18 protein-coding genes are annotated in these 22099 nt (G+C 70.9%); 3 read left to right on the top strand and 15 right to left on the bottom strand.

The window, feature by feature from the left end:
- Positions 1 to 84 precede the first annotated feature (84 nt).
- The 7 genes from ISP_RS35515 to ISP_RS35485 form a co-directional block, all read right to left on the bottom strand.
- The gene (locus tag ISP_RS35515) at positions 85 to 1092 is read right to left on the bottom strand and encodes a LacI family DNA-binding transcriptional regulator (protein WP_013228681.1); all 1008 of its coding nucleotides are present in this window, start codon (positions 1090 to 1092) and stop codon (positions 85 to 87) included.
- A 75-nt stretch (positions 1093 to 1167) separates the two neighbouring features.
- The gene (locus ISP_RS35510; RefSeq protein ID WP_014467541.1) at positions 1168 to 1569 is read right to left on the bottom strand and encodes a hypothetical protein; all 402 of its coding nucleotides are present in this window, start codon (positions 1567 to 1569) and stop codon (positions 1168 to 1170) included.
- 8 nt (positions 1570 to 1577) lie between these two features.
- Positions 1578 to 2093, bottom strand: a complete 516-nt coding sequence (locus ISP_RS35505) for a hypothetical protein (protein WP_014467540.1) — start codon at positions 2091 to 2093, stop codon at positions 1578 to 1580.
- 156 nt (positions 2094 to 2249) lie between these two features.
- A complete protein-coding gene (locus tag ISP_RS35500) occupies positions 2250 to 3668 on the bottom strand; it encodes a sensor histidine kinase (RefSeq protein WP_013228679.1) in 1419 nt (472 codons plus the stop codon).
- The gene (locus ISP_RS35495) at positions 3665 to 4339 is read right to left on the bottom strand and encodes a response regulator transcription factor (RefSeq protein WP_013228678.1); all 675 of its coding nucleotides are present in this window, start codon (positions 4337 to 4339) and stop codon (positions 3665 to 3667) included. Before ISP_RS35495 ends, ISP_RS35500 begins: the two co-directional genes overlap by 4 nt.
- A 102-nt stretch (positions 4340 to 4441) precedes the next feature.
- Positions 4442 to 6628, bottom strand: coding sequence for a discoidin domain-containing protein (locus ISP_RS35490; RefSeq protein WP_037374716.1), 2187 nt, complete (start codon positions 6626 to 6628; stop codon positions 4442 to 4444).
- Between the two features lie 11 nt (positions 6629 to 6639).
- On the bottom strand, positions 6640 to 8877 hold the full coding sequence (locus ISP_RS35485) for a discoidin domain-containing protein (protein WP_013228676.1): 2238 nt from the start codon (positions 8875 to 8877) through the stop codon (positions 6640 to 6642).
- Positions 8878 to 9075: 198 nt separating this feature from the next.
- Here ISP_RS35485 and ISP_RS35480 point away from each other — a divergent pair, with 198 nt between their 5' ends.
- Together ISP_RS35480 and ISP_RS35475 are read left to right on the top strand one after the other, a co-directional pair.
- Positions 9076 to 9858, top strand: coding sequence for a class I SAM-dependent methyltransferase (locus tag ISP_RS35480; RefSeq protein ID WP_013228675.1), 783 nt, complete (start codon positions 9076 to 9078; stop codon positions 9856 to 9858).
- Entirely contained in the window at positions 9855 to 10778 is a 924-nt protein-coding gene (locus tag ISP_RS35475; RefSeq protein WP_013228674.1) for an alpha/beta hydrolase, read from the top strand. The genes ISP_RS35480 and ISP_RS35475 overlap by 4 nt, the downstream gene beginning before the upstream one ends.
- Here the strand turns inward: ISP_RS35475 and ISP_RS35470 are convergent.
- The 5 genes from ISP_RS35470 to ISP_RS35450 all read right to left on the bottom strand — a co-directional run bounded on the left by ISP_RS35470 (position 10764) and on the right by ISP_RS35450 (position 17598).
- The gene (locus ISP_RS35470) at positions 10764 to 12500 is read right to left on the bottom strand and encodes a choline/carnitine O-acyltransferase (protein WP_034283925.1); all 1737 of its coding nucleotides are present in this window, start codon (positions 12498 to 12500) and stop codon (positions 10764 to 10766) included. The genes ISP_RS35475 and ISP_RS35470 overlap by 15 nt on opposite strands.
- A 64-nt stretch (positions 12501 to 12564) precedes the next feature.
- A complete protein-coding gene (locus ISP_RS35465) occupies positions 12565 to 13368 on the bottom strand; it encodes a class I SAM-dependent methyltransferase (RefSeq protein WP_037374713.1) in 804 nt (267 codons plus the stop codon).
- A gap of 80 nt (positions 13369 to 13448) precedes the next feature.
- Positions 13449 to 14303: a HalD/BesD family halogenase gene (locus ISP_RS35460; RefSeq protein ID WP_013228671.1), complete on the bottom strand. Its 855-nt coding sequence runs from the start codon at positions 14301 to 14303 to the stop codon at positions 13449 to 13451.
- A 90-nt stretch (positions 14304 to 14393) separates the two neighbouring features.
- A complete protein-coding gene (locus ISP_RS35455) occupies positions 14394 to 14921 on the bottom strand; it encodes a DUF4232 domain-containing protein (RefSeq protein WP_230468503.1) in 528 nt (175 codons plus the stop codon).
- 79 nt (positions 14922 to 15000) lie between these two features.
- Positions 15001 to 17598, bottom strand: a complete 2598-nt coding sequence (locus tag ISP_RS35450; RefSeq protein WP_037374711.1) for a bifunctional FO biosynthesis protein CofGH — start codon at positions 17596 to 17598, stop codon at positions 15001 to 15003.
- Positions 17599 to 17751: 153 nt separating this feature from the next.
- On the opposite strand from ISP_RS35450, the gene ISP_RS35445 reads away from it, so the two are divergent.
- Positions 17752 to 19314, top strand: a complete 1563-nt coding sequence (locus ISP_RS35445; protein WP_037374709.1) for an IS1634 family transposase — start codon at positions 17752 to 17754, stop codon at positions 19312 to 19314.
- Here the strand turns inward: ISP_RS35445 and ISP_RS35440 are convergent.
- From ISP_RS35440 to ISP_RS35430, 3 genes are all read right to left on the bottom strand, one after another.
- The gene (locus ISP_RS35440; protein ID WP_013228667.1) at positions 19293 to 20069 is read right to left on the bottom strand and encodes a heparin lyase I family protein; all 777 of its coding nucleotides are present in this window, start codon (positions 20067 to 20069) and stop codon (positions 19293 to 19295) included. The two genes, ISP_RS35445 and ISP_RS35440, sit on opposite strands and share 22 nt — an antisense overlap.
- A 73-nt stretch (positions 20070 to 20142) precedes the next feature.
- Complete coding sequence (locus tag ISP_RS35435) at positions 20143 to 20904, bottom strand: SDR family oxidoreductase (RefSeq protein WP_013228666.1); 762 nt, start codon at positions 20902 to 20904, stop codon at positions 20143 to 20145.
- Entirely contained in the window at positions 20901 to 21689 is a 789-nt protein-coding gene (locus ISP_RS35430) for an alpha/beta fold hydrolase (protein WP_013228665.1), read from the bottom strand. Before ISP_RS35430 ends, ISP_RS35435 begins: the two co-directional genes overlap by 4 nt.
- Positions 21690 to 22099 lie beyond the last annotated feature (410 nt).

Below are 22099 nucleotides of genomic sequence, written 5' to 3'. Positions count from 1 at the left end.
AACTTACGAACAGGACTCGAGCGCGTCCGGGCGCGCAAAAGAGCGCGACGGCCGGCAAGCCGTCGCGCTCTCGCGGGACTCGGGTCAGGCGGTGCGGCGGGCCGTGGACCCGCGGACCACCAGTTCCGGGGCGAACAGCAGCTCTTCGGCCGCCACCTCGCCGCCGTTGATGCGCTTGACCAGCAGTTCCACCACCGCCCGGCCCATCGCCTCGATCGGCTGGCGGGTGGTCGTCAGGGGCGGGTCGGTGCAGTTCATCAGGGCCGAGTCGTCGTAGCCGACCACCGAAACGTCGTCGGGCACCGACAGGCCCTGCCGACGGGCCGCGCGGATCGCGCCGAGGGCCAGCAGGTCGCTCGCGCAGAGCACCGCCGTGGCGCCGCGCGGGTACAGGCGCGCTGCCGCCGCGTGGCCACCCTCGATCGAAAACATCCCGTGCTCGATCAGCTCGTCCAGCACCGGCAGCCCGAGCTTTGCCGCGTAGGAGCGGAACGCCTCCAGCTTCCGCTGCGACGGAACGTGGTCGGACGGGCCGAGGACGAGGCCGATCTTCTCGTGCCCGAGCGAGCTCAGGTGCCCGACGACCTGCTCGACGGCCACCGCGTCGTCGCACGAGACCTGGGGCAGGCCGAGGTGGTCGACCGCCGCGTTGATCAGCACCGTCGGCAGCCGTCGCTCGACGAGGTGGTGGTAGTGGGAGTGGACCGCGTCCGCCTGCGCGTACAGGCCGCCGGCGAACACCACGCCCGACACCTGCTGCTGCAGGAGCAGCTCGACGTACTCCGCCTCGGACACCCCGCCCGCCGTCCGCGTGCAGAGCACCGGCGTGAACCCCTGCTGGGCGAGGGCGTTGCCCATGATCTCGGCCAGCGCGGGGAAGATCGGGTTCTGCAGCTCCGGCAGCACCAGCCCGACCAGCCGGGCCCGTTCGCCGCGCAGCTGGGTGGGCCGTTCGTAGCCCATCACGTCCAGGGCGGTGAGCACGGCGGCGCGGGTGCTCGCGGACACCCCGGACCGGCCGTTGAGCACCCGGCTGACCGTGGCTTCGCTGACCCCGACCTGGCGGGCGACTTCGGCAAGACGACGCGTCATGGCTGAAACTTTACAGCAACCGAGCGCAAAAGCACGACGTGCGGAACCAGTGCGGAACCAGTACGGACCTGGTGATCAACGGTCATCGCGCACGCACATCCCGTTCCTAGCTTGGCCCCCGTGACCGCCACCCTCGACCGCACCACCGTCACCACCCGCGGCCTCAACACGCTCTTCGCGCTCGCCCTGCTCCTCGCCGCCTACCGCGGGTTCCGCCTGCCGGGTGACTGGGCCGTGACGCTCGAAGCCGTCTCGCTGAGCGACGGCTTCCACCGCCGGTTCCTCGTCGGCACCCTGCTCCACCCGCTCGCCCTCGCGACCGGGTACGCGTACTGGGTGTTCGCGGCCGCCGCGCTGGCCGTCCTCGCCGCGGTGCTCGGGGTGCTGGCCGTCGCGTTCGCCCGCGCCCGGCACCCGGGCCGGAAGCTCCTGGTCGCCGGCTGGCTGCTGCTGCCCTCCGGTGGCTTCCTCTTCCACGAGGTGGGCTACTTCGACCAGGTCCTGTACCTGCTGCTGTTCGCCGCGCTGGGGCAGCTGCCGCGCCGGCCCGCGGTGGCCTCCGGGCTGATGACGGCCGCGGTGCTCACCCACGAGATCGCGGCCCTCACCGTCCTCCCCGTCTTCGCGGTCGTGCTGCTGCGGCGGTCCTCGGTGCGGATCACGGCGATGCTGCTCGTGCCGCCGGTCGTGGCGGAGCTCGCCGTGCTCGCGCTCCCGGCGTCGAGCGCGGGCGCGATCGCGCGGCTCGAGACCGCGATGGCCACCGCGGATTTCACCCCGCGAGCCGACGCACTGGCGTTGTTCGAACGCACCCAGAGCGAAAGCTGGCAGCTGTATTCGATCACCGAAGTCCTGCTGCTCGTGGCCCCGATCCTCGTGGTCGTGGTGGCCGGCTTCCTGGTGCAGCGGCGGGACGTGCTCGCCGCCGCGGCCGTCGCGGCTCCGGCGTTGCTCGCCTTCGCGGGCTGGGACTGGGCGCGCTGGGGGTTCCTGCTGGTCACCAACTTCGCCGTGCTGCTGTGGCTGGGGCCGCCGCGGGACCTGCGCCCGCTGCCGCTGATCGGGGCCGCGGTGCTGCTCGCCCACCTGCCGCTGCCGTACTTCGACGGGCAGCACCCGCGCGAGCTGTCCTGGCGGGCGGTCGGCGCCTTCGCCGGTCAGGCGTTCTCGACGCCCCGGGGCAACCGCACGGTGAACACGGCACCGCCGTCGTTGTGCACCGCGAGCGATCCGCCGTGCGCCAGCACGTTCTCCCGGGCGATCGCCAGGCCGAGCCCGCTGCCCTCGGTCGCCTGGCGCGCGTGGTCGCCGCGGGTGAACCGGTCGAACAGGACCGGCAGCAGGTCCTCCGGGACGCCGGGGCCGGCGTCGGCGACCCGCACGACGACGTCGTCGCCGGTCCCGTCGAGGGTGACCGTCACCGGCATGGCCCCGTGCGGGGCGGCGTTGCTCAGCAGGTTCGCCACCACGGTGTGCACCCGCCGTGGGTCGGCGACGACCGTGACGTCCCCGCTCGCCGTCACGGCGGCCTCGACGCCGGTGACCTCGGCGGCGTCGGCCACCAGGTCGGCGAGGTCGACGGGCGCCACCCTCAGGTCGGCCTTGCCGGCGTCGAACCGGGCGATTTCGAGGAGGTCCTCCACGAGCTTGGCCAGCCGGCGGGCCTGGGTGCCGAGGATGGCGGCGGCGCGGGTGCGGGTGGCGGGCTCGGCGTGGTCGAGGGTGTCGACGGTGGCGATCATCGAGGCGAGCGGGGTCCGCAGGTCGTGGGCGACATCGGCGACGAACCGCCGTTGCTGGCGGTCTTTGGCGTGCAGCTCCTCGATGGACTCGCCGAGCCGCGCGGCCATCGTGTTGAAGGAGACGGCCAGGGCGGCGACCTCATCCCGGCCCTTGACCGGGACACGTGTTTCGAGCGCGCCCGCGCCGAGTGCGTCGGCGGCCGTGGACAGCGCCTTGATCGGACGGCGGATCCGGCGGCCGATCAGGAGCGCGACACCGGCGCCGAGCACACTCACCCCGAGCGCGATGCGGACGAGCTTCCAGCGCAACGCGGTCAGGTCGTCGTCGAACCGGCTGAAGTCGACGAACTGGACGAGGTGGTAGCCCGGCTCCGACAGGTTCGCGCTGACCACGAGCACCTTCCGGCCGGTCTGCGGCACTCTCGCGTAGGCGCTTCCGAGCTGCTCGGGCAGCCGCTGGATGAACAGCTCGTCCCGCACGGTCCGCAGCACCGTGAGCTTGTCCGGCACCGGGATGAGCGAGATGTACCCGGTGGCGGCCCGGACGACTTCGACCGTCCCGCCGGGGCGCTCGGTCACCAGCGCCCAGTCCGGGATGGGGCCGAGGCGGTTGGGGATGTCGTCGAGCCACCCTGCGGTGCCCACCTTCGAAAACTCCTGGAGGATCCGGCGGTCGGCTGCCACGTTGCGCACGGCCGACCAGGCGAAGCGGCCCTGTGCCTCGTCCGCCTGCACCTGGTAGGCGGAGTACGCCATCACCGCCGTCGCCGCCGTGGTCACCCCGACGATCGCCGCCACGATCCGCGTCCGCAGGCTGACGGCCGGAAGCCTCACTTCGTCACCAGGCGGTAGCCCAGGCCGCGGACCGTCCGCAGCAGCACCGGGTTCGCCGGGTCGTCCTCGACCTTCGCCCGCAGCCGCGCGACCGCCGCGTCGACGATCCGCGAGTCGCCGACGTAGCCGTAGTCCCAGACGCGCTTGAGCAGCACCTGGCGGCTCAGCACCTGGTTCGGGTGCTCGGCGAACTCGACGAGCAGCCGGATCTCCGTCGCGGTCAGCGCGAGTTCCTCGCCGGCGCGGGTGACGCTCATCGCGGCGGCGTCGATCGCCAGCTCGCCCACCCGCAGCACGCCGGCTTCCGGCACGGCCGGCTGCGCGCGGCGGCCGATCGCCTTGATCCGCGCGTCGAGCACGCGCGGCTCGGCCGGCTTGACCACGTAGTCGTCGGCGCCGCACTCGAGCCCGGCGACGACGTCGATCGGGTCGCCGCGCGCGGTCAGCAGCACGATCGGCAGCCGGCTGCGGGCGCGGATGCGGCGGCAGACCTCGAAGCCGTCGATGCCGGGCAGCATGACGTCGAGGAGGACGAACTCGGCGTCGCCCAGCGCGGTCAGCGCGTGCTCGCCGGTGGGGGCGTGGACGACGTCGTGGCCCAGTGCGCGCAACGCCAGCGAAAGCGCTTCGGCCAGCGGTTCGTCGTCCTCGACGAGCAGCAGACGCGGCACTTCGTCCTCCCCGGGATGATTTCCCGGGCGAGCGTAATGCAGGGCACGGCGGCCCGGCGGTTCCCGTGCGGAACCGTCGAGCCGCCGTGCGGTTTCGTCACACTAGGCCGCGGCCACCTCGAATTCGGACGCCTGGCCGGCGGGCCAGCCGGTGTTGCCGGTGAACGTCAGCCGCACGAATCGCTGGGACGTCGCCGCGAAGGACGCCGACGCCGTGTTGCCGGACGCCGGGTCGAACGTGTAGCCGCGCGAGCCGACCAGCGTCGTGTACGAACCGCCGTCGGTGCTGCCGGAGATCGTCACCGTCTGGGTGCGCGCACCCCAGGCCGAGGACGGCGGCAGTTTCAGCGTCACCTTGTTGATCGACGCCGCCGCGCCCAGGTCCACCGTCAGCGTCTGCGGGAAGGCGTTGTTCGCGCTCTCCCAGTACGAGTTCGCGTCGCCGTCGTTCGCGTTCGACGGCGGGAAGCCGCCCTGCGAACCCGACGCGGTGATCGCCTTGCCCCGGGCGAGGTTGGTGCCGGGCTGCGGTGGCTGCGGCGGGCCCGAGTTCGGCGCGGGCCAGGTCGAGCAGTCGCCCCAGGTGCCGGTCCAGCCGTTGTTGCCGGAGCCGGTGAACGTCATCCGCGGGATGGACGTCGGGTAGGGGCAGTTGTACGTCCCGGTGACGCCGACGCCGGACGCGGTCAGGTTGCTGATCGACACCGTCCCCTGCGTCTGCGACTGCGCCACGAACGTGCCGACGCCCTGCACCGAAACGCCGTCGATGGTGATGCCCTGGATCGGCTTGCCCGCGCCGTTGCCGTCGATGAACTGGATGGCCTCGTACGGGCTCTGGATCGCGGTGAACCCGGTGACACGGATGGTCACGCCGGTGATGGCCTGGTCGCGCGCGTCGAACCACAGCGCGCCGACGCCGAACTGCCAGTTCGGGTCGAGTGCCCCGGCCCGCAGCGCGGTGTTGTTCGAGAGCGTCACCGTGCCGGCCAGCGGCACTGAATTGAACCGGTTCGCCACCAGGTAGCCGCCGCCGAGGGCGTTGGTGTCCTGGACGAGGTTGCCGCTCACCGTGTTGTTCGCCCCGCCGTACAGCGCGATGCCGTTGGCCAGGTTCGGCTGCACGACGGTGTTGTTCGCGATGGTGTTGCCGGAGTCCGCCTGGCCGTTGGACCACAGCGCGAGCCCGTCGTCGCCGTTGTTGCGCAGGTAGTTGTTGCGCAGCGTCGAGTTCGTGACGGCGCCGTCGAAGTTCACGCCGTCGGCCTGGGTGTCGAGGATGCGGTTGTTCTCGATGGTGAGGTTCGAGGACGCGCCGTTCATCAGCCACAGCCCGCACTTGGTGTCCTGGATCCAGAGGCCCGACACGACCGAGCCGGTGCCGAGGACGCCGTGGAACGCGTTGTCCGGGCTGCCGTCGTTGCGCTCGGTCACGTCACCGAAGACGGCGAAGTCGTACAGCTTGATGTTCCCGGACGCGCTGCCGTTGTTGAAGATGTTGTTGCCGTGCAGCACGGTGTACCACGGGCCCGCACCGCGGACGGTCGTCTGGTCGATCTGCAGCGCCGACCCGATTTCGAACCGCCCTTGCGGCACCCACAGTTCCCGGCCTTGCGCACGGGCCGCGGCCAGGCCGCTGCGGAACGCCTGCGAGTCGTCCGAGGAGTCGTTCGCGGTGGCGCCGTAGTCGGTCACCGAAAGGGAGTTGGCCGGTTGCGAACCCGCGCCACCGACCTGCTCGAAGTCGGCGAGGTCGATGGTCGCCTGGCCGACGTCACCGGAGTCCGCGGCCACGCGGACCTTCGCGCCAGCCGAAGCGTTCTGGCCGAACAACAGCCGGACGTCGTCGAAGAAGTGGTGCGTCTTGGCGCCGGGAATCCAGCCGGTGTCCACATAGGAATAGCGAGACGTCACCGAAAGCCCGGTACCGAGCTTGGTCCCGTTGACGTACACCGAAAGCCGACCGGCCGAGCCGTCCGGCAGGTTGTAGTGGACGTTGATCGAGTTCGCCGCCGCGGGCAGCGTGAACTCGACGTACTGGCCGGTCGTGATGCGCACGGCCTGCCGTCCGGATGCTTCCGAGGCGATCGAAGCCTGCGTGTAGTCGGGGCCGACGGCCGAGCCGTTCGTCGCCGAGCACTCGGCTTCGACCGTCCGGAAGGGCACGCTCGCGCCGCCGGACGCCGTCGTTGGGCAGGTCGCGGCCGCGGCGGGCGCGCCGCCGGCCAGCACGGTCAGACCGGACGCGGCGAGCGCGACGGCGAGTAGAGCCGGGATGCGGGACATCGTCATCACCTTTCTGGTCAGGAGGAATAGGCTTCGAGCTCGGACAGCTGACCAGCGGGCCAGCCGGTGTTGCCGGTGAAGGTCAGCCGCAGGGTGCGCACCGACGCCGCCGGGAAGGTCACCGTCGCCGCGTTCCCGCCAGCCGGATCGAACGTGTACGTCGCCGCCGCCTTGACGCCGTCGACCGACAGCGTCTGCGTGCGCGAGCCCCACGAAGGCGGCAGCTTGAGGACGAGCCGCGACACGCTGACCGTGCTGCCGAAGTCGACGGTCAGCGACTGCGGGAACGCGTTGTTCGTGCTCTCCCAGTAGGAGTTCGCGTCGCCGTCGACCGCGTTGCCCGGCGGGAAGCCACCCTGCGAACCCGACGCGCTGACGCTCTTGTGCAGCGCGAGGTTCCCCGACGGCTGGGTCGGCGTGGTGGTGGGCGGAGTCGTCGTGCCGCCGTTGTCGGCGCCGTAGACGGGGGTCGGCCACGAGCCGCAGTACGTCGTGCTCCAGCCCGAGTTGCCGCCCTGGTCGGCCAGGCCGCTCATCGCGTCCGGTCCCATGCAGTTGTAGACACCCGCGCGGCCGACGCCGGTCGCGACGACGTTCTTCACCGAGCCGGTCGGCTTGGCCTGGATCTGCCAGGCGAACGTACCGGCGCCGGAGATCCGGACGTTGGTGAAGTGCACGTCCGTGGTGGCGCTGTCGATGAACTGGATCGCCTCGTAGCTGTTGTCCAGCAGGTCGTTGTCGGTGACGTCGATCCGGCCGGTGAGGGCCGAGTCGCGGCCGTCGAACCACAGGGCACCGACGCCGAACTGCCAGTTCGAGTCGAGCACGCCGGTGCGGATCGCGGTGTTGCGCGCGACGGTCGTGGTGCCCGACAGCGGCACCGCGCTGAACCGGTTCGCGATGTGCAGGCCGCCGCCCTGGTCCTGGTTGTCGGCGACGACGTTGTCGGACACGGTGTTGTCGTGCCCGCCGTAGACCGCGATGTTGTTGGCGAGGATCGGCAGCAGCACGGTGTTGAAGGAGAACGTGTTGTGGTGGTCGGCAGCGTGCTCGGACCACATCGCCAGGCCGTCGTCGCCGGTGTTGCGCAGGAAGTTGTTCGTCACGGTGACGTTGCTGATGCCCTGGTGCAGGTTCAGCCCGTCGGCGGTCTGGTCGAGGATCCGGTTGCCGGCCACGGTGAGCCCGTCGAACGGCCCGTCGAGCCACAGCCCGACCTTCGTGTGCTGCAGCCACAGGTTCTGCACGACCGAGCCACCGCCCAAGGCGCCGCCGATCGCGTTCGACTGGTCGCAGTCGACCCGGGCGTCGACCTGGCCGATGATCGCGAAGTCGTAGAGCTTCACCGCGCTGCTGACCCCGGGCACGGCGGGATTTCCGGGGTACGTCGGCGTTCCGCAGCTCTCCGGTTCGCCCTTGCCGAAGATCCCGGCGCGCGGCCCGGTCAGCACCGAGTACCAGGGCCCGGCACCGCGGATGGTCACCTGGTCGACCGTGATGTGGTGCCCGAGGGTGAAGGTGCCGGCGGGAATCCAGACCTCGTTGCCCTGACTGCGGGCCGCGGCGACGGCGGAGTCGAACGCGCCGGCGTCGTCGCTCGTGTCGCCCGCGGTGGCGCCGTAATCGGTGACGGACACCGAGTTCGCCGGCCGGGTCGCGGCCGCGCCGACCTGCTCGAAGTCGGCGAGGTCGATGGTGACCGGCGTGACGTCGCCCGCGTCGGCCTGCAGCTTGATCTTCGTCCCGGCCGGGTACGACGTGCCGAGCAGCGCGCGGGTCTCGTCGTAGAAGTGGTGCGCGTGCCCGTCACCAGGGTTGTTGGTGAACGGGTACGAGCCGTAGTACCAGGCCCACTTCGACGTCAGCGGGATGTCCCGGTTGTGGGCACCGCCGACGTAGAGCGAGATCGTCCCGCTCGCGGAGTCCGGGACGCTGTAGCGGAAGTCGATCGAGTTCGCCGGTGCGGTGAGCGTGAACTCGACGTACTGGCCCGGGCCGGACAGCGTCACCGCCTTCCGGCCGGAGGCTTCGCCGGCGAGCGTGCCCGCCGCCCGGTTCGGGCCGATGACCTGACCGTTCGTGGCGGCGGTTTCCGCTTCCTGTTCCAGGAAGGGCACGGTCGCGCCGCGGCCGGCGGCGAGAGCGGCGCTTCCCGCGGGGACGGCGGCGATGGTGAGCCCGGCCGCGGCGATCACCGCCGCGGCAAGGGCGCCGAACCGGAATTCGGGCGCGTTGAACACAGAGCTGGGAGTCATGGGCGGCACTGGCCTTTCCGCAGCAGGGGGGGACCTCTGTGACCGGGATCATACGAATCCCGGACAAGAAATCGCAATAGTTGAACGAACTTACGCAAGTTTGCGACAGGAATTGACGGCTGCGCCGGATGTCCGACGCTCGCTTACACCCCGCGGAGCAACGACCGGGCAGCCGCGTTCCGCTGCTAGTTTTTGGAGATGAGCCAGCGACGTGCGGACGGGAGCGCCGGGGACGCCGACTACGGCGCCATCGGCGGGGTCTACACCGACTACCGCAAGCCGGATCCCCGGATCGGCCAGTACATCGTCGACGCGCTGGGTGATGCGCGGACCGTGCTGAACGTCGGTGCGGGCGCCGGCGCGTACGAACCGGAAGACCGGGAAGTGACCGCGGTCGAGCCGTCGGCCTCGATGCGTGCGCAGCGTCCGGCGGGCCTGCCGCCGGCGGTCGACGCCGTCGCCGAGAAGCTGCCGTTCCCGGACCGGGCGTTCGAGGGCGCGATGAGCACGTTCAGCGTGCACCAGTGGAGCGACCGGTGGGCCGGCCTGAAGGAGATGCGCCGTGTCACGCGCGGCCCGGTCGCCGTCCTGACCTGCGACCCGGACCTGCTGCGCCGCTTCTGGCTGCTCGACTACGCCCCCGAAGTGATCGAGACCGAGGCCCGGCGCTACCCGTCGGTCGACGACATCGCCGACGGTCTCGGCGGCCACACGTCGGTGGTCGGCGTGCCGATCCCGATCGACTGCACCGACGGCTTCAACGAGGCCTACTACGCCCGTCCCGAACGCCTCCTCGACCCGGGCGCGCGGCTCTCGTGCTCGGCGTGGAGCTTCGTCGACGACCGCGTGCACCACCGCTTCGCCGCGGAACTGCAGCACGACCTCGACGACGGCACGTGGGAACGCCGCTACGGCAAGCTCCGCGAGCAGCCGACGTTCGAGGGCTCGCTCGTCCTCGTCGTCTCGGACCCCACGGCGTGACCCCGCCGCCGTTCGACCCCGAACTGGCGCCGGTCATCGAGGCGTTGCGCGCGCTTCGCCCGTCGCTCTCGCGCCTGGACGAAATCCCGGGACGCCGGGAGCTCGACGCCGCGGACAACTGGACCCTCGAAGAGCTGGCCGCCGCGTACCCGGCGTACCGGGTTTCCGAGGAGCACGCGGGCGAGGTCCCCTTGCTCGTCCTGCGCCCGGCCGAAAGCGCCGGCGTCCTGTACTACGTCCACGGTGGTGGCCTGATCGCCGGCAGCCACCTCGGCCAGGACGCCCGGAACGCGCTGGCTTGGTCGGGCGAAGCGAACCTGACCGTCGTTTCGCCGGGCTACCGGCTCGCGCCCGAGCACCCGTACCCGGCGGCGCTCGAGGACTGCCACGCCGGTCTCTTGTGGACCGCCGAGCACTGCGCCGGCCCGATCGTGCTCGGCGGCGTCAGCGCCGGTGGCGGCCTGGCCGCGGCGTTGACGCTGCTGGTCCGCGACCGCCGCGGCCCCGCCCTGGCCGGCCAGCTGCTCGCCTGCCCGATGCTCGACGACCGCAACAACACGCCCTCGGCCGTCGAACTCGACGGCCGTGGCCTGTGGGACCGGACGGCGAACACCGTCGGCTGGACGGCGTACCTGGGAGACCGCCGGGGCAGCGGTGAAGTCCCGGCCTACGCGGCCCCGGCCCGCGCCGAGGACCTTTCCGGTCTGCCGCCGACGTTCCTGGACGTGGGCGCGGTCGAGACGTTCCGCGACGAGGTCATCACCTACGCGCACCGGATCTGGCAGGCGGGCGGGGACGCCGAGCTGCACGTGTGGCCGGGTGGTTTCCACGGCTTCGATTCACTGGCGCCGGAAGCGAAGATCAGCCAGGCGGCGCGCGCCGCCCGGCTGACCTGGTTGCGCCGCCTACTCGGCCAGTAGCTCCTGCAACTCGGCGACCGCCTTCGCGAGTTCACCGGCGAAGCGGTCCATCTCCGCCGAGACGTGCTTCGGCGTGCTCAGGTAGATGTTCCAGCGGTCCGGCAGCAGCACGTAGGCGATGCCGATGCACTGCGGGCTCGTCGAGCCGAAGCCGAAGTACTGGATGTTGACCGACGGCGCCGAGCTGGTGCTCAGGTAGTCGTCGCGCATCTTCAGCCAGCCCGGCGAGGAATACAGCGGCAGGTCCGTGGCTTCCCCGTGGCGTTTCGCGATCAGCTGCAGCTCCCACAGGTGCTGCTCCGGTGCGTCCCCGGCCTGGCACTCCTTCGCGCGGGCGACGTGCTTCGCCGCCGCGGCCCGGAACGCTTCGCGCTTTTCGTCCGCGGAGGCCTCGGAGGTCAGGACGTCGGCGAAGCGCACGACTTCCGGTGTCACGACCCGCATGGCCTCGGTCCGGCCGTTCTGGAACTGCCGGGTCGCGATCGACTCGTACGTCGCGCCGGTCAGGCCCTTCGCGCGGCGGTGGGCCAGCTGGTACGCCATCTGCGCGAAGGCGTCCGGGGACATCCCCAGCTCCTTCGCCCGGTTCGCCCCGAAGTCGAACGACACGGTCGCCGTCGCCGTCGCGTCCGCGTAGGCCTTGAAGGCTTCTCGGGCGGCGCGCGCGTCTTCGCGGAGGGCATCGGTCAGCGTGAACTCGAGGATCTCGTAGCCGGGGACGCCGTCCGCCGGCTCGCGCTCCTCCCGCGCACCGCTCAACAGCGCGTCGGTGAAGCCGAGGATCGTCGTGCCGTCGAGCTCGCAGTGCTCGACGTTGATCCCCGCGGTGCCGTCCTCGAACACGATCAGCGACACGGCCTTGTCGTACCAGCGGTTGTCGCCGTACAGGAGCCGGTCGCCCGCTTCGAGGGCGTCCGACGGCGTGAAGTCGTCCAGGCACAGGCAGAACAACGCGGTCTCGATGGTTTCCAACGCGGCGGCGTTGCCCGCGTCGATGAGCGCGGCCCGCGAAGCGGCCCACTCCGCGCGTGCCTTCGTCGTGAGGGGCCCGGCCGGGACGTCGGTGCCGTGGTCGTCCTTGAGGATCGCGCGCAGCCCGTCGGCCAGCTGCGCCGGCGAGCAGGGGCGGCCGTCTTCGGCGAGGACGTCCATCCGGAACGGCGTGCCCTTCGAGAACACGACGATGTGCCGCTCGGGCGACGGGAACCGCGTGCGCGCGGTGTCGAGCAGCTCGCCCGGGATCCGCGTCGCCGAGAAGAGGTACTTGTGCTGCACCATCGACTGCGGCGTGCCGCGCAGGAGCACCGGCGGCACCCGTTCGCCGTCGAGCTTCAGCTTGTAGTCCACGGCGGACGCGGTGAGCTCGGCCGCGCGCTCGACCTGGCCGAGCGGGGAATCCTGGAACAGGAAGAAGAAGTTGGCGTTGAGCGCGATGCGGTCGCGGCGGCCGAGGTAGCGGTACGGCCAGAACGTGTCGAGCCAGCTGCGCACACCCGGCGAGCGGTCGTACTCCTCGAGCCGGGCCTGCAGTTCCGGCCCGGGACCCGCCAGGAACTCCGCGACGGCCGCTTCGGTCTCCGCCAGTTCCTCCGGCGTCAGCAGCGGAGCGCACCACTCGAGGAAGCGGCGGCCGCTGTCTTCCAGGGTGGGGACGGGGACGCGGGGGAGCCGGTCCTCGTTGCCGAAGGTGCGGGTGGACCATTCCGGACTGCTCACGGTCATCCTTCTGGGTGGGGTTCGGGGGTCCGGGTGGCGGAGCCCCCGGCTCGGGGCGAAGCCCCGAATGTCACAGTTCGGGGAAATCGAGTTCGGGCAAGCCTGATGGACGGGAAACATACAGCTGCGCGTAGAGCCACCCGCCGGACTCCAGCCCGGTGGGGTCGACCCCGGCCGCGCTCAGCGTGTCCAGGATCTGCGTCTGCTCTTCGGCGGAGGCGAACTGCCGCTGCCGGAAGACCCCGCCGACGCCCGCGGTCTCGTACCCCAGTTCGGCGAGGCTCTCGGCGATCGGCTCGTAGGAGAACATCCGCAGCACGAAGTGGGCCATCCACGGGCGCGCGCCGCGGGCGACCCGGGCGAGGGTCTTCTCGGTGACGTACCCGACGCAGCCGGTGGAGATGACGAGGTCGACGTCGTCCAGGAGCTTCTGCTGGGTGCTGTCGGGGTCGTCGCGTTCGAGGTCCGCGTGGATCGCTTCGTCGAGGAAGCCGGCGGAAAGCGCGTACTCGAGGGCCGGAGCCGAGCTGTCGAGCCCGTAGAACCGCGGGTTGCCGGTGCGGATGCGCTTGCGGTCCGCTTCGACCAGCGCCGCGTGGTCCAGCGCGCGCACGGCCGGGTCGGTGTAGTGGGCGTAGAGGTCGTCCATCGTCGCTTCGCAGCGCTGCAGGGCCGCGTTGACGCCGTACGAGCAGCCGATGTCGAGCACGGTGGGGCGCTCGGCGGGGTGCGCGGCGACCAACTGCGCGAAGTACGGCTTCGCCAGCTGGGGGATGCCGTAACCGACCCGCTTGAGCGTGCCGAAGAACGGCCGCGGGTCGGGTGCGGTGTAGATGTGGTCGAACGAGATCTTGCCGGTCGAGTCGAAAGGCACGGGCCAGGCTCCTGATCTGGTCGAGCGATCCAGTCGCAGCTCCGCTGTCCGTTGAGGGCGGCGGTGGGGGCATGGATGGACTAGTCGAGCAGCTCGTCGCCGCGGGCGGTGCGCGCCGCGACGTGGGCGGGCAGGACCCGGCCGAACAGCTGCCGCGTCCGCTCGGCGCTGCCGATCACCCCCGGGCGCTCGCTGTAGGCGAAGATCGCGGAGTGGCGGGCGATCCCGCCCTTCACCGTACTGACCCGGTGCAACGCGAAGCGGCCCTTGAAGAGCTGGAGATCGCCCGGCCGGAGCGCGAGCCGCCGGACCGGCCGGGTGTCGCCGGCCAGCACCGAGCGCACGGCGGCGAAGTTCTCGTCCGCGGCGGACCGGATGCCGGGGCAGTACTCGAAGGTCCCGCCGTCGTCCGCGGCCTGCGTCAGCATGCTGACGGTGTGGGTGTTCGTGTCGAAGTGCCACGGGTGCGCGCGGCCGGGCGCGATCACGTTGAGCGTCAGCCCGGACAGCGGGTCGGCGAGTTCGTGCAGCTCCGGCAGCCCGAAGCAGTCCGCGACGAACCGCCGGAACAGCGGGCTGGTGTAGAGCCGGCTGATGATCGACGACGCCGGGATGCGGTCGCGCGCGACGAAGGCGTTGCCGCGTTCCATGATCGTCCGGCCGGGGTGGTCTTCGGGCAGCGGCTCGTCGATCGCGGTGTTGTAGGCGTTGACCTGTTCGATCTTCGTGTAGGCGTGCGGTTCGAGCGCCGCGCACTCTGCGCGCAGCACGTCACGCAGCTCGGGGCGGATGAAGTCGGCGAGCACACTGCAGCCGGCTTCGGCCAGCTCCGCGCGGGTGCGGCCGACCGTCTCCCGCCAGGCGGGACGGTCCGGATCGGTGAGCGGGTAGCGGTCGGTGTCGACCATTTCCAGTGGCGCTACGGAGGTGCTCATCGTCGAGGTCCCTTCCGGCGGGTGAAGGAACAGAGGTAGCACAGGATCCCGCCGGTCAACCGTCGGTTTGTGAGCGGTGACACACGGTCGTCAGTTGCCGATTCTGCTGGCCCACGCGCTGAGCTTGACGGTGTCGGTGGTGCCGAGGTCGGTCTCCAGGGGCTGCTTCTGCGCGGGTTCGCCCGGAACGGGAACCACCGAAATCGCGGCGCCGGTGTGCTTGTCGCCGCTGGTGACGGTCGCCGACCAGGCGAGCACCGACAGCGCCGTTTCGCCCGGCTGGAGCGTCAGGTCCTGCGGGCCCGGATCGGGCGCGAAGTAGGACGTCTCGTGCAGGACCTGGACGTCGAGCGGTGTGCCGTCACCCGCCAGGATCTTCAGGTCCGGGTAGCCGGTGACCTTGCGCGGCGCGGAATCCCGGTTGGTCAGGGTCAGGACGCTGGCGCGGTGCCCGAGCCCGGCTTCGACCTGACCGACCGAAAGGGACAGCCCGCTCGACGGCGGCGGCCCGTACGTCGGGCTCGGTGTCGTCGTGGGCACCGGCGCGGGTGGCGGCGCACTGCCACAGCCCGCCAAGAGCGCGAGGACCAGCATCGGCGCGAAGCGTGTAACCCCCATGCGGCGCAACAGTAGCGGACGCAGTGAATGACTCATTCCTGTCGTCAGACGACAGGAATGAGTCATTCACTGCGTCACCTCACGGAGTCAGCAGCGGCAGGAGCGGCTTGCGCACCTGCGTGGCGACGCCGTCCGAAGCCTCCGCCGCGGCGAGCCGCTCGGCCGACGGCCGTCCGTAGCCCGTCGTGCGCTGGACCAGCGACCGGCCCAGCGGCTCGACCATCGCGCGCATGTCGCTGATCGTCTTGTACGACCCGTGCGACGCGCCGGCCATCCGGCTGATCGTCTCCTCCATCAGCGTGCCGCCGATGTCGTTGACGCCGCCCTGCAGCACCGCCCGGCTGCCCTCGGTGCCGAGCTTCACCCAGGAGCTCTGGATGTTGTCGATCATCCCGTGCAGCAGCAGCCGAGCCAGCGCGTGCACCGCCCGGTTCTCGTTCTGCGTCGCGCCCGGGCGGGCCAGGCCGGCGAGGTAGATCGGCGAGCTCTGGTGGATGAACGGCAGGAGCACGAACTCGCTGAACCCGCGCCGCCCGTGCTTCTCCAGGCCTTCCCGCTGCAGCCGCGCGAGCAGCTTGAGGTGCGCGACCCAGTGCGCGGGCGTGTCGACGTGGCCGTACATCATCGTGGACGTCGTCGGCAGCCCGACCTCGTGCGCGGTCGTGACGACCTTGATCCACTCCGACGTCGGCAGCTTGCCCTTGGTGAGCACCCAGCGGACGTCGTCGTCGAGGATTTCCGCCGCCGTGCCCGGCAGCGAGTCGACGCCGGCCTCCTTGGCCTTGATCAGCCAGTCCTTCAGCGACAGGTTGGTCCGCGAAGCGCCGTTCACGACCTCCATCGGGCTGTAGGAGTGCAGGTGGATCTCCGGCTGGCGGCGCTTGACCTCGGCCGCGAGGTCGAAGTACGCGGTGCCCGGCAGGTCGGGGTGGATGCCGCCCTGCATGCAGATCTCGGTCGCGCCCGCGGCCCACGCCTCGTCGACGCGGTCGCCGACCTGCTCCAGCGAGAGCGTGTACGCGTCGGCGTCGGTGCGACGCTGCGCGAAGGCGCAGAAGCGGCAACCCGTGTAGCAGACGTTCGTGAAGTTGATGTTCCGCGTGACGACGAAGGTGACGTCGTCGCCGACCGTCTCACGCCGCAGGTCGTCGGCGATCCGGGTGAACGCGTCCAGTTCCTTGCCGTCGGCGTGCAGGAGCGCGAGCGCGGCGTCGTCGGACAGCCCGGCCGGGTCCTTTTCCGCACTGCGCAAGGCTTCCAGGATGTCCGTGTCGAACCGCTGCGGCCCGGTCTTGATCCGGTCGCCGATCTCCTTCCAGTCCCCGTAGACGGAGTCGAAGTCGCTGCGGCGGTCCTCGGTGCGGCCGCTGGTGTCGATCTCGGTGTGCAGGTCGGTGCGGCCGGACTCCTGCCAGCCGCCGTCCGGCTCCTGCCACGGGAGGCCGACCGGCAGGGCGCCTTCGCGCGCCATCCCGGTCTCGTAGTCGACGAGCGCGGCGACGTGCCGGGTGATCCGCGGGTCCAGCCACGGCTCGCCGGCCTTGACGTACTCCGGGTAAATGGTGAGCCGTTCCTTGAGCGCGAAGCCGGCCTTCTCGGTGCGGCGGGCGAGCTCGTCGATCTGCGGCCACGCGCGTTCCGGGTTGACGTGGTCCGGGGTCAGCGGTGAGACACCGCCCCAGTCGTCGATGCCCGCGCGGATCATCAGGTCGTACTGGTTGCCGATCAGGTTCGGCGGGGCCTGGATGCGCATCTTCGGCCCGAGCACCAGCCGCGCGACGGCGATGTTCGCGGCGAGTTCTTCGAGGTCGGCGTCCGGTGTCGCGCGCATCTTCGTGTCCGGCTTGGCCCGGAAGTTCTGCACGATGACTTCCTGGATGCCGCCGTAGGTCTTGGCGACCTTGCGGATCTCGAACAGCGCGTCGGCACGCTCCTCGAACGTCTCGCCGATGCCGATCAGGACACCGGTGGTGAACGGGACGCTGCTGCGCCCGGCGTCTTCGAGCACCCGCAGCCGGACGGCGGGCTCCTTGTCCGGCGAACCGTAGTGCGGCCCGCCCTTCTCGCTCCACAGCCGGGTCGCGGTGGTCTCCAGCATCATGCCCATCGACGGCGCGACCGGCTTGAGCCGCTGGAAGTCCTGCCAGGTCAGCACGCCGGGGTTGAGGTGCGGCAGCAGCCCGGTCTCCTCGAGGACGCGGATCGCCATCGCGCGGACGTAGGACAGCGTGTCGTCGTAGCCGTGCGCGTCCAGCCAGTCGCGGGCGGCCTTCCACCGGTCTTCGGGCCGGTCGCCGAGCGTGAAGAGGGCTTCCTTGCAGCCCATCTCGGCACCCTTGCGGGCGATGTCGAGGACCTCGTCCGGGGACAGGAACGGCGATTCGAGCCGGCCGGGCACGGTGACGAACGTGCAGTAGCCGCAGCGGTCGCGGCAGAGCCGGGTCAGCGGGATGAAGACCTTCTTGCTGTAGGTGATGACGCCGGCGCGCCCGGCCTCGGCCAGGCCCGCGTCGCGGATGCGCGAGGCGTACTCGGACAGCTGGGTGAGGTTGTCACCGCGGGCGTGCAGCAGGACGCTCGCTTCGGCTACGTCGAGTGTCTTCCCGTCACGCGCCCGGGCGAGCGCGCGGCGCATCGCGGAGGCGGTCGGGGTGGTGGCGTCGGGTTCGGGTCCCATTCCACCCACGCTAGGACCGTCCTCGCGGGACCAGCCAGTGTGCATTCCGCACCTCTCTCGAGTGCGGGGTGCGGAGAACCGTCACCGCAGGTCAGCGGGTTCGCGTGGTTGTCGATCAGCGCCCGGGCGTGTATTACCTAAAGGGTGGCATCGGTGGTCGGCAAGAAGATCGGCGGACGGACCTACTACTACCTCGCGGAGTCCGCCCGCGTGGACGGCAAGCCGCGGGTGGTGACCCAGCGTTACCTCGGCACGGCCGACGAGATCGCTCGCGCCGTCCCGGGCGGCGAACCGGCCGGGGCGTCGTACCGGACGTACGGCGACGTCGCCGCGGTGTGGGCGACGCTGTCCCGGCTGGACTTCGTCGCCCGCGTCGACGACGTCGTGCGCGCGAAGCCGTCGTTGGGGCTCACGCTCGCCGTCGCGGTGCTGCACCGCGCGACCGCTCCCGAGACGCCGATCGGGTCGTGGTGGGCGACGTCCGCGGCCGCGGACCTCGTCCGGCCCCGGCTGTCCACAGTGGATGGTCTGTGGCGGGTTCTGGAACGGCTCACCCCCGAACGCATCGCGGGCATCGAGGAAGCCGTTGCCACCGCCGTGCTGGCGGTGCTCGAGGACCACGCGGCGCTCGCCGTCGACGTCCCGCAGTTCGCCGCCTTCGCCCCCGCGGACTGCACGCTGCCGTCCGCCTGCCGGGGCGTGCTCGCCGGAGCGGGCCTGCGGGTGACCCGCGACGGCGCGATCCCCCTGGCGTCGCGGGTGTACCGGCGTGACGCCGGCACGGCGCCGACGTTCGCTGCGCTCATGGCGGAGCTGGGGCCGGCCACGCTCGTCTTCCACGCGGGCCAGGCGGCCCAGCTGGACCTGGGCTCGCGCAGCGGTTTCGTCGGGTCACTGCCGCTGACCGACCACCCGGAACTGCTGACCCAGCCCGCGTCGGCCCGCAAGCGCGTCGACCCCGAGCGGTTCGCCGGCCTCACGGCGCTCGACACGCACGCGGTCGTCGACGGCGTCCGGCGGCGGGTGATCCTGACCCACTCGGCGACGCTGCACGCGGCGCAGTCGCGCGCGTTCGCCGACGAGCTGGCCACCGCGACCCGCGAGCTCGACGGGCTCGCGGAGGCCCTGGCGGCGGGCACCCACCGCGGCGACCGGGCCCAGCTCCACGCCGAGATCGGCCGGGTGACCCGCGGCCGGCGCATCGAGCGCGTGCTCACCGCCGTCCTGAGCGGCAACCGGCCCGGCGAGATCCGGGTGGACCGCCGGATCGACACGGCCGCGCTGGCCCGGCTGGACGAGGAGTTCTTCGGCAAGCAGGTGCTGGTCACCGACCGGGACTGGCCGATCGGCGACGTCGTCACGGCCTACCGCGCGCGCACCCACCTCGAATCGACGTTCCGCTGGCTGACCGGGCCCGCCGTCACCGGCCCGACTCCGCGCTGGGAGTGGACGCGGCAGCGGATCGCCGCGCACGGCCTGGTCTCGGTCCTCGCCGCGACCGTCACCCACCTGATGCGGCGCGAGGCCGACCGGGCGGGGATGAACCTGTCGGTGCGGGAGCTGCTGGACCAGCTCGCGGGCATCGGCGAGCTGGTGCTGCGGTACCCGTCGACCGGCGGGCGGCCGCGGGCGAAACGCCTGCTGACCGAGCTCGACCCGGCGCAGCAGGCGCTCTACGACCTCTTCGGGCTGGGTCAGACGGCGACGTCGGCGTAGGTGTGCCCCAGCTTGGCGTGGTTCAGCAGGGCTGTCGCGTGGCCGCTGTTGCCGCCGGAGCGGTAGACGCCCCACTTGTGGTTGACGTGGTCGCCCCACAGCGTCGGGCCCGGGTAGCGGGTCCGGCCGTTCGAGAACGTCTGCTGCTTGCCGTTGTAGTAGAACTCGCACCAGCCGTCGGTGCCCTTCGACATCTTGTAGCCGATGGCGAAGCTGCTCCAGGTGTTCACCGGGAACGTCGTCGACCAGATGTGCCGGTTCGCGCCGCTCGGACCGGTCAGCTGGAAGTACAGCTTGCCGTCGCCGAGCGTGCGCAGCACGAACGGGCCGGACTGCGCCTGCGAGCTGCTCTCCCCGGAGATGTGGAACTGGTAGACGGCGATCCACTTGCCTGCTTTGGGGTTGACGTTCCAGTTCGCCCGCCAGCCGAGGTACTGCACCTCGCCGAGCGTGCCGCTGCCGGGCCGGTAGACACTGCCGTCCGGCAGCCGCAGGCCGCGGCTTTCGCAGCGTTCCTTCGTGCCGTCCGCGTTGTCCCAGGTCTCGTACCGGAAGCACTTGCCGTAGGTCGCGTCGTTGACCACGGTGATGCTGCCGGGTTCCTTCTCCAGCCCGTCGAAGACCGACGTGCCGCGCGCCGGGTCGCCGTCCCAGATGACGCTTTCCGGGGCCGCGGTGGCGGTGGTGCCGATGAGCGGGACGGCGGCGAGGGCGCCGAGGCCGGCGAGAACCGTGCGCCGGGACAGGGAATCCATGGGTACCTCCGAAGTTCGGACGTGCTTTCGAACGACGGCGGTGACCCGATGCTGCCTGTCCCGGCGCGGGTGGTCAAGAGTTGTCGCGGAAGATCTGCAACGGGGAAAAACTTTGCACGACCGGCATCAGCTCGATGACGTTGATGTTCACGTGCGCCGGCTGGTTCGCCGCCCAGAACACCGACTCCGCGACGTCCTCCGCGGTCAGCGGGGTCGTGCCCTCGTAAACCTTGTCGGCCTTGGCCTGGTCGCCGTCGAAGCGGACCTTCGAGAAGTCCGTGCCGCCGACCATGCCGGGCTCGACGTTCGTCACCCGGACGCCGGTGCCGTGCAGGTCGCTGCGCAGGTTGAGGCTGAACTGGTGGACGAACGCCTTGGTCGCGCCGTAGACGTTGCCACCGGGGTAGGGGTAGGTGCCGGCGATCGAGCCGATGTTGATCACGTGGCCGCGGCCGCGCTCGACCATGCCCGGGAGCAGCGCGCGCGTGACGTGCGTGAGGCCGCGGACGTTGGTCGCGATCATCTCGTCCCAGTCCTGCAGGTCGGCCTTGTGCGCGGGCTCGAGGCCCTTGGCCAGGCCGGCGTTGTTGACCAGGACGTCCACCTGCTGCCAGTCCGCGGGGAGGTTGGTCACGACCTCTTTGACGGCTTCGGGGTCGCTGACGTCGAGTTTCACCGGCAGGACGGCGTCGCCGAGCTCGCCGGCCAGCTTCTCGAGCTTGTCCTCGCTGCGGGCGACGGCGATCACGCGAGCGCCCTCGGCGACGAACCGGCGCGCGATGGCGGCACCGAAGCCGGCGCTCGCGCCGGTCACGAACACGGTCTGCTGGGTCATGGGTGAACTCCGCTGTCGTTCAGGAAGGTGCTGAGTGCCTCGTCGAACTCGGTCTCGCGCTCCAGGTTAGGCAGGTGGCCCGCGCCCTCGATCACCACCAGGGTGGAAGCCTGCGTCTTCCGGTGGATGAGCTCGGCGTCGGCGACGGGGGTGAATTCGTCCTCGCTGCCGACGACGACCAGCGTCGGGACGTCGATGTCGCTCAGTCCGGGCGTGTAGTCGGGGCGCTCGGCGCGTCCCCTGAGCGCGGCCGCGGCTCCTGCCCGCGGGGCACTGCGCATCATCGTGCGGACGTGCTTCTCGACGTCTGGCCTGGTCGCGCGGGTCTGCCTCGAGATCATCTTGGGGAGGAGCTCCTCGGCGTAGCGCTCCATGCCTTCCGCGGCGATCCGGTCGGCGGTGTCGTAGCGGGCCTGCTTGGCCTCCGGGGTGTCGAGGCCCGCGAAGGTGTCGGCCAGGACGAGGGCACTTGCCCGGCCCGGGTGGTCGCCGACCAGGTGCATGACGATCTGGCCGCCCATGGAGAGGCCGCCGAGGACGAACCGGTCCAGCTGGAGGTGGTCGGCCAGCTCGACGAGGTCCCGGGCGAAGACGTCGAGACCCGTCTTCGTGTCCTCGGTGGGGGACTCGCCGTAGCCGCGCAGGTCGGGGGTCACGACGCGGTAGCCGCTTTTCGCCAGGTGCTCGGCCTGCGGCCGCCACATCGAGCGGTCGAAGGGGTGGCCGTGGACGAGGAGGACCGGTCGGCCGCTCTTCGGGCCGAGGTCGTCGTGGGCGAGTCGCATGCGGCCGACGCTAGGCGGAGCTTTACCGCGGAGCAATACAGCGCAATGTAGTCGGAGCAATGTTCTTTCGGTGGCGCTCCCGGCCGGTTCGGGGCAGACTGAGCCTCGGACGGGGTCCGTCATGGGGTCTGACCTGCGCTGATCTTGTTAAGGGACCCCCCTGTTTCGGGCCCTTTCGGGGCATGTAAAGTTCTCCAAGTCGCCAGGGAAACCGGGTGGCCACCGGGACACGAACCAAGCTCTCGCGGATCGCGATTGAGTGGGTGTCCCACCAAAAACTGCTAGGAATGACTCGCTTCGAGTGAGGCCGCTTGGTTGCGGTTTTGGTCGGGATGTGTTGCTTGAGAACTCAACAGTGTGCTAGTGAACTAAGCCAGTAGAGCTTATGTATTGAACCTCGGATGAGGTTC

This window comes from Amycolatopsis mediterranei (assembly GCF_026017845.1).
Lineage (GTDB): Bacteria > Actinomycetota > Actinomycetes > Mycobacteriales > Pseudonocardiaceae > Amycolatopsis > Amycolatopsis mediterranei.
The sequence above is the reverse complement of the archived record's forward strand: the minus strand, read 5'-3'. Positions and strand labels throughout refer to the sequence as shown.

Excerpts from the sequence above, each read along its gene's own strand:
- ISP_RS35440 (WP_013228667.1), bottom strand. The coding sequence starts at position 20,069 with ATGGATTCCCTGTCCCGGCGCACGGTTCTCGCCGGCCTCGGCGCCCTC.
- ISP_RS35485 (WP_013228676.1), bottom strand. The coding sequence starts at position 8,877 with ATGACTCCCAGCTCTGTGTTCAACGCGCCCGAATTCCGGTTCGGCGCC.
- ISP_RS35435 (WP_013228666.1), bottom strand. The coding sequence starts at position 20,904 with ATGACCCAGCAGACCGTGTTCGTGACCGGCGCGAGCGCCGGCTTCGGT.
- ISP_RS35470 (WP_034283925.1), bottom strand. The coding sequence starts at position 12,500 with ATGACCGTGAGCAGTCCGGAATGGTCCACCCGCACCTTCGGCAACGAG.
- ISP_RS35490 (WP_037374716.1), bottom strand. The coding sequence starts at position 6,628 with ATGACGATGTCCCGCATCCCGGCTCTACTCGCCGTCGCGCTCGCCGCG.
- ISP_RS35455 (WP_230468503.1), bottom strand. The coding sequence starts at position 14,921 with ATGGGGGTTACACGCTTCGCGCCGATGCTGGTCCTCGCGCTCTTGGCG.
- ISP_RS35460 (WP_013228671.1), bottom strand. The coding sequence starts at position 14,303 with ATGAGCACCTCCGTAGCGCCACTGGAAATGGTCGACACCGACCGCTAC.
- ISP_RS35515 (WP_013228681.1), bottom strand. The coding sequence starts at position 1,092 with ATGACGCGTCGTCTTGCCGAAGTCGCCCGCCAGGTCGGGGTCAGCGAA.
- ISP_RS35480 (WP_013228675.1), top strand. The coding sequence starts at position 9,076 with ATGAGCCAGCGACGTGCGGACGGGAGCGCCGGGGACGCCGACTACGGC.
- ISP_RS35450 (WP_037374711.1), bottom strand. The coding sequence starts at position 17,598 with ATGGGACCCGAACCCGACGCCACCACCCCGACCGCCTCCGCGATGCGC.
- ISP_RS35430 (WP_013228665.1), bottom strand. The coding sequence starts at position 21,689 with ATGCGACTCGCCCACGACGACCTCGGCCCGAAGAGCGGCCGACCGGTC.